The organism is Kocuria sp. SL71, assembly GCF_026672465.1.
In the GTDB taxonomy this organism is placed as follows: domain Bacteria; phylum Actinomycetota; class Actinomycetes; order Actinomycetales; family Micrococcaceae; genus Kocuria; species Kocuria palustris.
The window spans coordinates 2338470-2351817 of sequence record NZ_JAPPRE010000001.1 but is presented as its reverse complement, the minus strand read 5'-3'; the positions used below and the strand labels follow the sequence as shown (position 1 = coordinate 2351817).

Sequence of the window (13348 nt, the reverse complement as noted above, 5' to 3'; positions counted from 1 at the left end):
TGCGAGTGCTGCTCAGAGCTGCTCGATGTCGATCGAGGTGATGACGGCGTCCTCGACCGGGCGGTCCATGCCGCCGGTGCGCACGCTGTTCAGCTCGTCGACGACCTTCTTGGAGGCGTCGTCGACGACCTCGCCGAAGATCGTGTGCTTGCCGTTGAGCCACGGGGTGGTCGAGGTGGTGATGAAGAACTGCGAGCCGTTGGTGCCCTGGCCGCCGCGCTTGCCGGCGTTGGCCATGGCCAGCAGGTACGGCTTGTCGAAGCTGAGCTCGGGGTGGATCTCATCGTCGAACATGTAGCCCGGGCCGCCGACACCCTGACCCAGCGGATCGCCGCCCTGGATCATGAAGTCCTTGATGATGCGGTGGAAGATGATGTCCTTGTAGAGGGGGCCCTCGCCCTTGGAGCCGGTGTTCGGGTCCACCCACTCCTGGGAGCCGTCGGACAGGCCGATGAAGTTCTTGACGGTCTTCGGAGCGTGGTTGCCGAAGAGCTCCACGACGATGTCGCCGTGGTTCGTGTGGATGGTCGCCTTAGCGGTGGCAAGAGAAGTCATGGCCCCAGTATCCCATGACCAGCTCGCTTGTCGCGGAGAAGAAGACGACGACGGTTCCCGTTCCGCCGCGAGTGAAAAAGCACAGCCGTCTGCTGAAAACTCCCTGAGTGATGGGTGACCCGACGGCCTCCACCATGGGTCATGCCAGGCACAGCCCGTATGCTGGACCGAGAATCCTAGACCCCTGAGGAGGGAGCTTCCATGAGCAAGAGGGCAGAGAAGAAGGCCGCCAAGGCAGCCGCCGCGCGTCAGGCCGCTGTGGAGAACCGCGTCGTCGACGCCGGCGACTGGCTCGCCAAGGAGATCGGCGCCCTGGCGCCGCGCTTGCAGGACGGCGTGCGCTCCGGCGCGATCTCGCTGGCCGGCGGCATCCACACCGCCACCCCGTACGTCCAGCAGGGTGCCGCCAGCGCCAAGGGCGCCACCTCCGAGCTGCGCAGTCGCGCCGCCGTGCAGGCCGCCAAGTCGGCCCCGCAGGTCGCCAAGGTCGCCGCCAAGGTCGCTCCGGTCGGTGCCGCCGTGAAGGCCTCCCCGCAGGCCGCCAAGGCTCTGAAGGCCGCCAACGACGGCAAGCTGGCCGTGTCCGAGCGCTACAACGCCACGGCCGCTCAGCTGGCCCAGCGCTTCGCCGACGCCGACACCCCCGAGCAGTTCGAGGCCGCCGTCGCGCGCCTGACCGGCAACAAGAAGGCCGTCAAGAACGCCAAGAAGGCCGCCGCGCGCATGTCCAAGGACTACGCCAAGCAGCAGAAGAAGGCGCAGAAGGGCGGCGGCCGCGGCCTGCTCGTCCTCGGCCTGGTCGTGACCGGCCTGGTCGCCGGCGCCGCCGCCTTCAAGGCCTCGCGTCCGGTCCAGGATCCCTGGAAGACCCCGGCCTCGACCTCCCCGCGCGTGACGGCCTCCCCGGTCGACAAGTCCACCACCGTGGCCGCCGGCCACGGTGTGAAGGTCGATGACGCCAAGGCCGACTCGAGCGTCAAGGACACGGCCAAGTCCGTGACCGAGGATGCCAAGCAGACGGTCAACGAGATCAAGGACCAGATCAACGGCACCCAGAACGAGAAGAAGGACGGCCAGGCCTGAGCCTGATCGCCTTCAGCGGCTGAGGCCGCACACCGCACGGCCCCCTCACCGAAAAGGTGAGGGGGCCGTCGTCGTCCTGCATGCCGGGGCCGGGGCATGAGTGCCGCCGGACCCCGGGGCGGGGATCAGCCGAAGGAGCCGATCACGTCCTGGAGCGTGTCCCAGACCTGGTAGATGCCCAGGATCGTGAACAGCACGGCGCAGATGATCAGCACGCCGTTGGTGACCCAGCCGTTGCGCCAGCGGTCGGGGGTGCGCTTGGTGTTCAGCAGCCCCAGCAGCGTGATCGCCAGGAACGGCATGAACAGCGCGCCCAGCACGCCGTAGAGCAGGATCAGGAAGATCGGACGGCCCAGCAGCAGTAGAAGCATGGGCGGGAACGTGATCCACAGCAGGTAGAACTTCACGTACTTGCCGCCCGGACGGGTGGCCGGGTGACCCGAGGGCAGATCGCGGTGGTGGCCCCAGAAGTCCGCGAACATCAGCGAGACGCCCGACCACACGCCCACGACCGAGGAGAACGACGCGGCGAAGAAGCCGATCAGGAACGCTGTGCCGATGGCCTGGCCGTAGCGATCGTTGAGGACGTCGGCCAGATCGAGCAGCCCGGCGTCGGTCGCGGAGATGGACACGCCCGCCGCATAGAGCACCTCGGCGCCCACGATCAGCATGGAGAGCACGAAGATGCCGGTGACCACGTAGGCGACCGTGTTGTCGAGCTGCATGACGCGCATCCACTTGGGGCTGGCCCATCCCTTCTCGCGCAGCCAGTAGCCGTAGGCCGCCAGGGTGATGGTGCCGCCGATGCCGCCGGACAGCGCCAGCGTGTAGACCAGTCCGCCCTCGGGGATCATGGGCACCAGGCCGGCGATCATGCTCGGGATGTTGGGTGCGGCGATGATCGCCAGACCCACGACCACCACGAACATGATGCCGACCATCACGGCCGTGAGCTTCTCCACCAGCGCGTACTTGCCGAACCAGACCATGAAGAAGCCGGCCAGGCCCATCAGGATGGCCCAGGCCGGCAGCGGCATGGTGTTCGGGAACAGCGCCACGATCGGAAGGGCTGCCGAGGACATGGCCGTGGCCCCGTACACGAAGCCCCAGATCATGATGTACGGCGCGAAGTAGACCGTGGTCCACTTGCCCAGCGAGCGCCAGCCCTCGAAGATCGTGCGGCCCGTGGCCAGCGAGTAGCGCCCGGCGCCCTCCACCAGCACGATCTTCACGACGGTGCCCACGATGACCGCCCACAGCAGGGCGTAGCCGTAGCGGGAGCCGGCCGTCAGGGTCGCGACCAGGTCGGCTGCGCCCACGCCCGTTCCGGCCACGACCAGGCCCGGGCCGATGATCTTCCAGCGACGGATCGCGGTGAGCTGCTCATCCGGATCGATGTGGGGCATGGGCCCCAGGTACTCCTTCGGTGCGGACATGACTCACCCTTCTGATGACGTGATCTGCGCCATGAGTATCTCAGGTGATGCCCAGATCCTGAACATCAGCTGGCACCGCAGCTCATGCAGGTCTCAGCGACGCCCTCCTCAGGCGAACGGCCACTGCGAGGTCAGCTCCTGCTCCAGGCCCGGCTCCCGGTAGGACTCGACCCCGAAGAACGCCCGGAAGTGCTCGGCCGGCATGGCCAGCATCCCCTGCACGTCCGCCTGGGACGAGTGGCACTGCATGGTGCGCCGCTTCAGCTCCAGCAGCTCGTCGTCCAGCTCGAGCTGCCAGTCCAGCTGGGAGGCCGGGATCCCGAAGCCGTTGCCGTCATCGGCGGGGCCGTCGGGATCCATGACCTCGTCCGGGGAGGCCCCTGCCGCCAGGGCCTGATCGCGCAGCTGCCGGAGCCGGTCCCGGTTCATGGACTGCTCCAGCAGCCGGGGCCGCGAAGCGGCGAGCTCGGCCGCGCGGTGGGCCACGTGATGGACCTTCACGTGATCGGGATGCCCGTAGCCGCCGTGCCAGTCGTAGCCCACCAGCACATCGGCGCCCTCGTCGTCCAGGATCGCGGCGACGGCCCGTGCGGCCTCGTCGATGTCGGCGCGGTGGAAGCAGGCCTCGCCGTCGTTCTGCTCCCAGCCGGTCATCCCGGAGTCGTGGTAGCCGAGCCACTCCACTCGGGAGATGCCCAGCACCCGTGCTGCTGCGGCTGCCTCCGTGCGCCGGTGATCCGCGACGGAGAGCACCTCCTGGGCGTCGTCGGCCGCCTCCAGCGGTGTGCCGAAGTCCCCGTTGGTCGCGAAGATCTCGACCACGCGGTGCCCCTCCGCCGCGGCACGGGCCATGGTGCCGGCGGTCTGCGAGGACTCGTCGTCCGGGTGGGCATGGAGGAAGACGATCACGGCCATGACGGGGCAGCTCCTGAGATCAGTGGCGGGCGCACGACGACGGCCCCGCCATCAAGCGGGGCCGTCGTCGATATGGGATCCGGTGGAGGCAAGGGGACTCGAACCCCTAACCCTCTGCTTGCAAAGCAGATGCGCTACCAATTGCGCCATGCCCCCGGAGCATCCTGTCGAGCTGAACTCAGTCGACGGGATCTGCGGCTTCGCGCCAAGCGGCGCGATCGGCATCTGCGGAGCGCAGCCGCCAGGCGGCGACTCCTGCTCCGGCGGCACCGACCACCAGCACGATCGCCGTGAAAGCGTTCTTCATGCCGGTCTCCGATGCACTGGGATGCCGTTGAACCGTGGGCGTACCAGGAATTGAACCTGGGACCTCTTCGTTATCAGCGAAGCGCTCTAACCGTCTGAGCTATACGCCCGTGACCGGCGGACCGATCACGTCCACTCGAACCGACCAAGCGGTCTGTCCGTCGCGGAACGAATAAGGACTCTACACGATCACCGCGACCGGGACCAATCGAGGATCCCCGTCATCGGCGCCGCGCAGGTCAGTCGTCGGTCAGCGTGACTCCGATGCCGCCGATCAGGCCGGCGGCCAGGTTGTAGAGCATGGCGGCGATGACCGACAGCAGCGTCAGCAGGATGACGTTGATGACCGAGAGGATGGTCGCGAAGATCGCTACCTGCCCCAGGGAGACGATCTCCTGGACCTCTGTGCTGCCGCCCGGGCCCGCCAGCATGGCGGCGAGCTCGTTGATGCCGTTGAACAGACCCGTGATGTCCATCAGGATCCAGATCAGCACGGCCGCGACGACCACCACGATGCCCAGCGAAACCGAGAGCAGGAACGCGAGCTTGAGCACCGACCAGGTGTCCACGCGCGACACGACCAGGCGCGCGCGGCGCACCTTGGCGCGCGGCGCGGGCCGCACCAGTCCCTTGGTCGAAGACCGCTGGGGCGTGCGGCTGCTGGACGACGACGCCTTGGCGCTGTCCGCCTTCTTGGCCTGGCTGGGGGAGGATCCCCGACCAGCGCCGCCGGACTTCGAACGTCCAGCCGCACCAGAGCGTGCCTCGGGGCTCATTCGTTACCTCCGTTGTTGACTTCGTCCAACGTTACGACATCCTCATCCGCAGCATCGGCTGTCGGATCCGCAATCGTAGCCGTGCCGTTCTCGACGGCTTCCTCGACCGCGTCCTCGATGTGGCGCTCGGCATTCCAGGCCACACCCACGATCGAGTCCTTGGGGGCAGGCTTGGCGAAGATGACGCCCATGGTGTCGCGGCCCTTGGCGGGGACCTCCGAGACCGCAGAGCGCACGACCTTGCCGGAGGCCATGACGACCATGACCTCGTCGGATTCTCCCACGATCAAGGCGCCGGCGAGCTTGCCGCGCTCATCCCCGACCTTGGCGACCTTGATGCCGAGCCCGCCTCGGCCCTGGCGCCGGTACTGCTCGATGGCCGTGCGCTTGGCGTAGCCGCCCTCGGTCACCACGAAAACGTAGCTCTCGGTGCCCTTCGCCACGACGTCGGCGGCCAGCAGCTCGTCGTCATCGCGGAACTTCATGCCGGTCACGCCGGAGGTCGCGCGGCCCATGGGTCGCAGCGCCTCGTCATCGGCCTGGAAGTGCAGGGACTGGCCGTTGCGCGAGACCAGGAAGATGTCGTCGTCGGAGTCCACGAGCTTGGCCGAGACCAGCTCGTCGCCCTCGCGCAGATTGATCGCGATCACGCCGGCGGTGCGGTTGGTGTCGTAGTCCTCGAGCCGGGACTTCTTCACCAGGCCGCTGCGCGTGGCCAGCACCAGGTACGGGGCGTCCTGGTAGGTCGACAGCTCCATGACCTGGGCGATCTGCTCGCCGGGCTGGAAGGCCATGACATTGGCGACGTGCTGGCCCTTGGCGTCGCGACCGGCCTCGAGCAGCTCGTAGGCCTTGGTGCGGTATACGCGGCCGTGGGTCGTGAAGAACAGGATCCAGTGGTGCGTGGTGGTGGTGAAGAAATGCTCGACGACGTCGTCGCCGCGCAGATTCGCTCCGCGGATGCCCTTGCCGCCGCGGCGCTGGGCCCGGTACTGATCGATGCGCGTGCGCTTGACGTAGCCGCCGCGGGTGATCGTGACGACCACGTCCTCCTGGGGGATCAGGTCCTCCATGGACATGTCGCCGTCGTAGCCCCACAGGATCTCGGTGCGGCGGTCGTCGCCGTACTTCTCGACGGTCTCCTCGAGCTCCTCGGAGACGATCTGGCGCTGCAGGTCCTCGGAGGCGATGATCGCCTCGAAGCGAGCGATCATCTGCTCGAGCTCGGCGAAGCGGTCCTGGATCCTCTGCCGCTCCAGCGCCGCCAGGCGCCGCAGCTGCATGTTGAGGATGGCCTGGGCCTGCTCCTCGTCGATCCCGAGCAGCTCCATCAGCCCGGTGCGGGCCTCGTCCGGGGTGGGCGAGCGGCGGATCAGGGCGATGACCTCGTCCAGGGCATCCAGGGCCTTCAGCAGGCCCACCAGGATGTGCGCCTCCTCCTGCGCCTGACGCAGACGGAACGTGGTGCGCCGGACGATGACCTCGATCTGGTGGCGCACCCAGTGGTAGATGAAGGCGTCCAAGGACAGCGTGCGCGGCACACCGTCCACCAGGGCCAGCATGTTCGCGGAGAAGTTCTCCTGCAGCGGGGTGTGCTTGTAGAGGTTGTTCAGCACCACCTTGGCCACGGCGTCGCGCTTGAGCACGATCACCAGGCGCTGACCGGTGCGCCCGGAGGTCTCGTCGCGCATGTCGGCGATGCCGCCGATCTTGCCCTCCTTGACCAGGTCCGCGATCTTGATGGCCAGGTTGTCCGGGTTGACCATGTACGGCAGCTCGGTGACCACCAGGCAGGTGCGGCCGTGGATCTCCTCGACGGAGACGACCGCGCGCATCTTGATGGAGCCGCGACCGGTCCGGTACGTGTCCTCGATGCCCTTGTGGCCGAGTATCTGCGCCCCGCCCGGGAAGTCCGGGCCCTTGACGCGCTTGAGCAGCGCCTCGAGCAGCTCCTCGCGGCTGGCCTCCGGGTTCTTCAGGTACCACTGCACGCCGTCGGCGAGCTCGCGCAGGTTGTGCGGCGGGATGTTGGTGGCCATGCCCACGGCGATGCCGGCGGAGCCGTTGGCCAGCAGGTTCGGGAACCGCGCCGGCAGCACGGTGGGCTCGCGCGACTTGCCGTCGTAGTTGTCCTGGAAGTCGACGGTCTCCTCGTGGATGTCCCGGACCATCTCCATGGCCAGCGGAGCCATCTTGGTCTCGGTGTATCGAGGGGCGGCGGCGCCGTCGTTGCCGGCGGAGCCGAAGTTCCCCTGGCCCAGGGCCAGCGGGTAGCGCTGGACCCAGTCCTGGATCAGGCGGACGAGGGCGTCGTAGATCGCCGAGTCGCCGTGCGGGTGGTAGTGGCCCATGACGTCGCCGACCACGCGGGCCGACTTGTTGAAGGACCGGTCCGGGCGGTAGCCGCCGTCGTACATCGTGTAGATGACGCGGCGGTGCACCGGCTTGAGGCCGTCGCGGACGTCCGGCAGGGCTCGTCCGACGATCACCGCCATGGCGTAGTCCAGGTAGGAGCGCTGCATCTCCGTCTGGAGGTCGACCTGCTCCACGCGATCGCCGGTGATCGTGGCGGCCTCGACCTCGGTGCCCGGCTGGTTCTCCGGCTCCTCCGGGGTGACCTGGCTGTCGTCGCTCATTCGTGCGCTTCCCGTCCTTCTCCCGACGCCCGCGGGCGTCTGTGCGTCTGCTCGGCCGCTGGGCCGTGGTGCTCGAGACTGATCCGCCGGTCACCGCCATGGAGGCGGCGACGGGCACATATGCCGCAGTCGGCACATGCTCCGTTGCGACTAGATGTCGAGGAAGCGGACGTCGTTGGCGTTCTGCTGGATGAACTCCTTGCGGGACTCGACGTCCTCGCCCATGAGCATGGTGAAGACCTGCTCGGCGGCGGCGGCGTCCTCCATGGTCACCTGCAGCAGCGTGCGGTGCTCAGGATCCATGGTGGTGTCCCACAGCTCGGTGTAGGACATCTCGCCCAGGCCCTTGTAGCGCTGGATGCCGTTGTCCTTGGGGATCCGCTTGCCCGAGGCCTGGCCCTCCGCCAGGGCGCGATCGCGCTCGGCATCCGAGTAGACGTAGTCGTGCGGCGCGTTCGACCACTTGATGCGGTACAGCGGCGGCTGCGCCAGGTACACGAAGCCGTGGTCGATCAGCGGGCGCATGAACCGGAACAGCAGCGTCAGCAGCAGCGTGGTGATGTGCTGGCCGTCCACGTCGGCATCGGCCATGAGCACGATCTTGTGATAGCGCGCCTTCTCGATGTCGAAGTCGTCGCCGATGCCCGAGCCGAAGGCCGTGATCATGGACTGGACCTCGGCGTTGGACAGCGCACGATCCAGGCGGGCCCGCTCGACGTTCAGGATCTTGCCGCGCAGCGGCAGGATCGCCTGGTGCGCCGGATCGCGGCCCTGCACGGCCGAGCCGCCTGCCGAGTCGCCCTCCACGATGTAGATCTCGGACTTCGACGGGTCCTTGGACGAGCAGTCCTTGAGCTTGCCCGGCATGCCGCCGGACTCCAGCAGCCCCTTGCGCCGGGTGGTCTCGCGGGCCTTGCGCGCCGCCAGACGAGCCTGCGAGGCGCCGATGGCCTTGCGGATGATGTCCTTGGCGTAGTTCGGGTTGCGCTCGATCCAGTCCCCGAACTCGTCGGCGACCACGCGCTGCACGAACGGCTTGGCCTCGGAGTTGCCCAGCTTGGTCTTGGTCTGGCCCTCGAACTGAGGGTCGCCGAGCTTGATCGAGATGACCGCGGTGAGGCCCTCGCGGACGTCCTCGCCGGTGAGGTTGTCGTCCTTGTCCCGCAGGAGCTTGAACTCGCGGGCCTTGCGGTTGATCACCGTGGTCAGCGCGGTGCGGAAGCCCTCCTCGTGGGTGCCGCCCTCGTGCGTGTTGATCGTGTTCGCGTAGGTGTGCACCGACTCGCTGTAGGCGGTGGTCCACTGCATGGAGATCTCCACGGAGATGGAGCGCTCGACGTCCTCGGTCTCGAAGTCGATGATCTCGTCGTGGACCAGCTCGGCCTTCTTGCCGCTGTTGATGAAGCGGACGTAGTCCAGCAGACCGTGCTCGTAGCAGTAGATGACCCGGCGGTGGCCGTCGGCGGTCACGCCCACGGTGTTCAGCGCCGGAGCCTTGGCCGTTTCCGCCTGCTCGGCGCCGCTCTCGGCCTCCGGGGACTGCGCGGTGGGGACCTCGGAGGCGTCCTGGCCCTCGACCTCGGTGATGATCTCGGCGCGCGCGGACTCGCCGGCGACCTCGTCGCCGGACTCGTCCAGGCGCCGCTGGTCGGTCAGGGTGATGCGCAGCCCCTTGTTGAGGAACGCCATCTGCTGGAACCGGGCGCGCAGGGTCTCGAAGTCGTACTCGACGGACTCGAAGATCTCCGGATCAGCCCAGAACGTCTGCGTGGTGCCGGTCTCCTCGGTCTGCTCGCCGCGCTCGAGCTCGCCCTGGGGGCGGCCGCCGTCGGCGAACTCCATGCGCCAGACGTGGCCCTGGCGGCGGATCTCGGTCTCCACGCGCGATGACAGCGCGTTGACGACGGAGATGCCCACGCCGTGCAGACCGCCGGAGACCGCGTAGCCGCCCCCGCCGAACTTGCCGCCGGCGTGCAGGATCGTCATGACGACCTCGACCGTGGGACGGCCCTGCGTGGGGTGCATGTCCACCGGGATGCCGCGGCCGTTGTCGGTGACGCTCACGCCGCCGTCGGCCCTCAGCACGACCTCGATGTGATCCGCATGGCCGGCCAGGGCCTCATCCACGGAGTTGTCGATGACCTCGTAGACCAGGTGGTGCAGGCCCCGCGGTCCGGTGGATCCGATGTACATGCCTGGGCGCTTGCGGACCGCTTCGAGGCCCTCCAGGACGGTGATGTCGCTGGCGCCGTAGCCGCCTTCGGTGCTCTTGTCCTCTGACACGGGCTGCTGGTTCCTCCTGATGGTCATGATGGAGACCGCAAGGGTCCTGGAGCACGGGGTCCGGGGCGCAGGCAGCACTCCCGACGACAGCGAGCAAGCGGGACGCACCGGAGCATTCGGGGGCCGCGGGGTCTGCGCGCTCGAGCGCTGCGTCGATAATCCGGTCCCATCATACCGGATCAGCGCGATCGCCGGGTGCGAGACGGCCTGAACACGCTGTCAGCGGCACGAGAACGCCCCTAGGAGTGCCTCCGGGGGTGCTCGCTGACCCGGAAGTCGTCTCCGGAGGTGCCGAGCACTCTGCAGGCCGTCCACGGTCTCGAGGCAGATGCCGATCGACGGCGGTCCGGATCAGCCGTAGGTGTCGCGGGGGCCTCGGCCGCGGATCGAGCGCCGGCCCTTGCGCCAGCTGGGCGCCGCCGGGCCCACGATGTCCAGGCGCGTGACGATGCCCGGGCCCAGGCGCTTCTCGATGGTCGACAGCACCTGGGACTGCAGCATCCGCATGTTGGCGGCCTGGGCGGTCGAGGAGCAGCGCACGCGCAGCACGGTGTCCTCGAAGGACTCCGGCACGCAGTGCTCGGCCACGTACGCCCCCACCAGCTCCGGCCACAGGGTCATGACCGACCCGACGGCCACCGGGGTGCGCCAGCCGCGTCCGGAGACCAGGCGATCCACGACCCCGCCGATGCCCTGCGGATCCCGCGGCGAGGCTCCGGCGCCCGAATAGCCGCCCAGCTGCCGCGGATCGCGCTCGGCGTCCCGGCGGCGCACGGGACTGGCGGTGAGCGCCTCCATGGCAGCGCCGAAGCTGCGCAGGTTGGCCTTGGCCGCAGCGCCGTGCAGCCGTCCTCGCCGCGGGCCTCGGCGCCCCGGCGCACGCGCATCAGGGCGGCGGCGGCCGGATCGACGATGTCGCGGTCGCGCTCGGCGCGCGGCTGCTGGGCGGGGATCACGTGCGGGATCCGGGATCGACGACGGCCTTGCCCGGGCTCACGCGCACCAGGGTGAGCCCCGAATCGGCATCCAGCAGCTCCTGCGGGACGTCCTCCTCCACCGCGGCGGTCACCAGCACCTGCTCGGCCTCCGAGACCATGTCGGCCAGGCGGCTGCGGCGCTGGGCGTCGAGCTCGGCGAAGACGTCGTCGAGGATCAGCACGGGGGAGGAGCCCTCGGAGCGGTCGTCGTCCAGGTGCACGTACCAGGAGCCCAGCCGCAGGGACAGGGCGCAGGACCACATCTCGCCGTGGGAGGCGTAGCCGCGGGCCGGCAGATCGCCGAGCTGGATCTCGAGCTCGTCGCGATGCGGTCCCACCAGGGACACCGCCCGCTCGATCTCCTGGTCCTGGGCCTCGGCGCAGGCCTGGAGCATCAGCTCGCGCAGATCCGCGGCGCTGAAACAGGCAAGCTGATCGACCCGACCGTCTGCGCTCTCCGGGAGGATCGAGGAGCGGTACCGCAGCCGGGGCATCCGGGGACCGTCGGAGAGGCTGCTGTAGGCGCGGCGGACCTCGGGCTCGAGAGCGAGGACGAGCTGCAGACGAGACTGCAGGACCGCGGCCCCATAGGTCGCCAGCTGGTCGTTCCACGCGCTGAGAGTGGCCTCGTGCGCCTGGGTGAAGCGCCCGGCCTTCCTCGCCGATTTCAGCAGGGCGTTGCGCTGGCGCACGGTCTTCTCGTAGTCGGAGATGACCCCGGCCAGGGCCGGACGCATGGAGGATCCCAGCACGTCCAGGAACGCCCGGCGCCCGGAGGGCTCGCCCTTGATCAGCGCGAGGTCCTCCGGGGAGAACAGCACGGTGCGCAGGATGCCCAGGGCCTCTCGGGCGCGGACCGAGCCGCCTCGGTTGATCCGCACCGTGGGAGCACGGCCCTCGCTCAGGGTGAACTCGAGGTTCGTGCGGTGCCCGGCCCTGCGGATCCCCGTGCGGATCATGGCGCGCTCGGTGCCTGCCCGGTGCAGCGGGGCATTGCCGCTGACCCGATGCGAGGCCAGCGTGGCGGCGTAGTCGATCGCCTCGACCACGTTGGTCTTGCCCACCCCGTTGGGCCCCAGCAGGACCGTGATCCCGGGGGTCAGCTCGAGCTGGAGCTGCTCATAGCTGCGGAAGTCCGCGAGGGAGAGGGAGTCGACGTGCACGCAGGTCCGGGGTTCAGGAGCTGGGGAGGCGGACCGGCATCAGCAGGTACCGGTAGGCGACGTCGTCGTCCCCATCCTGCTCCTTCTGCGCCGAGAGCACTGCCGGCTTGGGCGGAGCGGTGAAGGAGAAGCGCACGTACTCGGAGTGGAAGGCGTGCAGGCCCTCCGAGAGGTACGTGGGATTGAAGGCGACGGTGATGTCCTCGCCCTGGAGGTTGGCCTCGATGACCTCGGAGGCCTGGGCGTCCTCGCCGGTGCCGGCATCCAAGGCCACCTGGCCGTCCGTGAAGGCCAGCCGGACCGGGGTGTTGCGCTCAGCCACCAGGGACACGCGGCGCACGGCCTCCACCAGCTCGGAGGTGCGCACCGAGGCGGTGATGGGCGTGGACTCGGGGAACAGCGAGCGGATCTTGGGGTACTCGCCGTCGATCAGCAGCGAGGTGGTGCGGCGGCCGCCGGACTCGAAGCCCACCAGCTCCGTGCTGTCCGACAGGGCGAGGTTCAGCTCACCGGCCGGACCGAGGGTCTTGGCGACGTCGTTGAGCGTCTTGGCCTTGATCAGCGCAGCCGTCTGCAGCGAGCTGCTGTTGGGGCGCCAGGTGAGCTCGCGCATGGCCAGGCGGTAGCGGTCGGTGGCCAGCAGGGTCATCCGCTCGCCGTCGATCTCGATCCGGACGCCGGTGAGGATCGGCAGGGTGTCGTCCTTGGAGGCGGCGATGTTGACCTGCGCGACGGCCTGGGCGAACTCAGCGCCGTCGATGACGCCTGAGACCTCGGGCAGGCCGGGCAGCTCGGGGTAGTCCTGCACGGGCATGGCCGCCAGGTTGAACCGAGACGAGCGGCAGATCAGCGTCAGCTTGCCGTCATCCGTGATGACGTCCACGGGAGCCGAGGGCAGCGAGCGGCAGATGTCTGCCAGCAGGCGGCCGGAGACCAGAGCGGTGCCCTCCTCCTCGATCTGGGCGTCGATTGAGACCCGAGAGGAGATCTCGTAGTCGAATCCGGCCAGGGAGACCTGCCCGTTATCCGCCTTGAGCAGCAGACCGGAGAGCACCGGGACGGGCGGGCGAGGGGACAGTGACCGGGCGGTCCAGGTCACGGCCTCGGCCAGAACGTCGCGTTCGACGGAGAACTTCACGGTGGGGGCGCCTTTCGTTCGCAGATGTCGTCCGCGCGGCGTCCGGTGCGGAGGTCCGGACAGACGACGACAGCATGCTA

At 68.7% G+C, this 13348-nt stretch carries 11 protein-coding genes and 2 tRNA genes; 1 reads left to right on the top strand and 12 read right to left on the bottom strand.

Features of this window, described 5'->3' with window-relative positions; all coding sequences use genetic code 11:
- Positions 1–12 precede the first annotated feature (12 nt).
- Positions 13–555, bottom strand: a complete 543-nt coding sequence (locus OVA15_RS10690; protein WP_024289487.1) for a peptidylprolyl isomerase — start codon at positions 553–555, stop codon at positions 13–15.
- Positions 556–756: 201 nt separating this feature from the next.
- Between OVA15_RS10690 and OVA15_RS10685 the strand changes: the two genes are divergently transcribed.
- On the top strand, positions 757–1638 hold the full coding sequence (locus OVA15_RS10685) for a hypothetical protein (RefSeq protein WP_268144880.1): 882 nt from the start codon (positions 757–759) through the stop codon (positions 1636–1638).
- A gap of 125 nt (positions 1639–1763) precedes the next feature.
- On the opposite strand, the gene OVA15_RS10680 is transcribed toward OVA15_RS10685, so the two are convergent.
- The 11 genes from OVA15_RS10680 to dnaN form a co-directional block, all read right to left on the bottom strand.
- The gene (locus tag OVA15_RS10680; RefSeq protein WP_239547301.1) at positions 1764–3044 is read right to left on the bottom strand and encodes an Nramp family divalent metal transporter; all 1281 of its coding nucleotides are present in this window, start codon (positions 3042–3044) and stop codon (positions 1764–1766) included.
- Positions 3045–3182: 138 nt separating this feature from the next.
- Positions 3183–3989: a PIG-L family deacetylase gene (locus OVA15_RS10675; RefSeq protein ID WP_268144878.1), complete on the bottom strand. Its 807-nt coding sequence runs from the start codon at positions 3987–3989 to the stop codon at positions 3183–3185.
- An 83-nt stretch (positions 3990–4072) separates the two neighbouring features.
- Positions 4073–4145, bottom strand: a tRNA-Ala gene (locus tag OVA15_RS10670).
- Positions 4146–4167: 22 nt separating this feature from the next.
- Positions 4168–4296 carry a DLW-39 family protein gene (locus OVA15_RS10665; protein WP_235444544.1) on the bottom strand — a complete coding sequence of 43 codons (129 nt, stop codon included), beginning with the start codon at positions 4294–4296 and terminating at the stop codon, positions 4168–4170.
- A 35-nt stretch (positions 4297–4331) separates the two neighbouring features.
- A tRNA-Ile gene (locus tag OVA15_RS10660) sits at positions 4332–4405 on the bottom strand.
- A gap of 129 nt (positions 4406–4534) precedes the next feature.
- The gene (locus OVA15_RS10655) at positions 4535–5071 is read right to left on the bottom strand and encodes a DUF3566 domain-containing protein (protein ID WP_006214391.1); all 537 of its coding nucleotides are present in this window, start codon (positions 5069–5071) and stop codon (positions 4535–4537) included.
- A complete protein-coding gene (gene gyrA / locus OVA15_RS10650; RefSeq protein ID WP_268144875.1) occupies positions 5068–7707 on the bottom strand; it encodes a DNA gyrase subunit A in 2640 nt (879 codons plus the stop codon). The genes OVA15_RS10655 and gyrA overlap by 4 nt, the downstream gene beginning before the upstream one ends.
- Positions 7708–7857: 150 nt before the next feature.
- A complete protein-coding gene (gene gyrB, locus OVA15_RS10645; RefSeq protein WP_268144873.1) occupies positions 7858–10017 on the bottom strand; it encodes a DNA topoisomerase (ATP-hydrolyzing) subunit B in 2160 nt (719 codons plus the stop codon).
- Between the two features lie 324 nt (positions 10018–10341).
- The gene (locus OVA15_RS10640; RefSeq protein WP_268144871.1) at positions 10342–10788 is read right to left on the bottom strand and encodes a DUF721 domain-containing protein; all 447 of its coding nucleotides are present in this window, start codon (positions 10786–10788) and stop codon (positions 10342–10344) included.
- Positions 10789–10942: 154 nt separating this feature from the next.
- Positions 10943–12130: a DNA replication/repair protein RecF gene (gene recF / locus OVA15_RS10635; protein WP_268144869.1), complete on the bottom strand. Its 1188-nt coding sequence runs from the start codon at positions 12128–12130 to the stop codon at positions 10943–10945.
- 13 nt (positions 12131–12143) lie between these two features.
- Complete coding sequence (gene dnaN, locus OVA15_RS10630) at positions 12144–13268, bottom strand: DNA polymerase III subunit beta (protein ID WP_006214386.1); 1125 nt, start codon at positions 13266–13268, stop codon at positions 12144–12146.
- Positions 13269–13348: the final 80 nt, after the last annotated feature.

Excerpts from the sequence above, each read along its gene's own strand:
- OVA15_RS10655 (WP_006214391.1), bottom strand. The coding sequence starts at position 5,071 with ATGAGCCCCGAGGCACGCTCTGGTGCGGCTGGACGTTCGAAGTCCGGC.
- OVA15_RS10665 (WP_235444544.1), bottom strand. The coding sequence starts at position 4,296 with ATGAAGAACGCTTTCACGGCGATCGTGCTGGTGGTCGGTGCCGCCGGA.
- OVA15_RS10685 (WP_268144880.1), top strand. The coding sequence starts at position 757 with ATGAGCAAGAGGGCAGAGAAGAAGGCCGCCAAGGCAGCCGCCGCGCGT.
- OVA15_RS10640 (WP_268144871.1), bottom strand. The coding sequence starts at position 10,788 with ATGGAGGCGCTCACCGCCAGTCCCGTGCGCCGCCGGGACGCCGAGCGC.
- gyrB (WP_268144873.1), bottom strand. The coding sequence starts at position 10,017 with ATGACCATCAGGAGGAACCAGCAGCCCGTGTCAGAGGACAAGAGCACC.
- gyrA (WP_268144875.1), bottom strand. The coding sequence starts at position 7,707 with ATGAGCGACGACAGCCAGGTCACCCCGGAGGAGCCGGAGAACCAGCCG.
- OVA15_RS10680 (WP_239547301.1), bottom strand. The coding sequence starts at position 3,044 with ATGCCCCACATCGATCCGGATGAGCAGCTCACCGCGATCCGTCGCTGG.
- OVA15_RS10675 (WP_268144878.1), bottom strand. The coding sequence starts at position 3,989 with ATGGCCGTGATCGTCTTCCTCCATGCCCACCCGGACGACGAGTCCTCG.
- OVA15_RS10690 (WP_024289487.1), bottom strand. The coding sequence starts at position 555 with ATGACTTCTCTTGCCACCGCTAAGGCGACCATCCACACGAACCACGGC.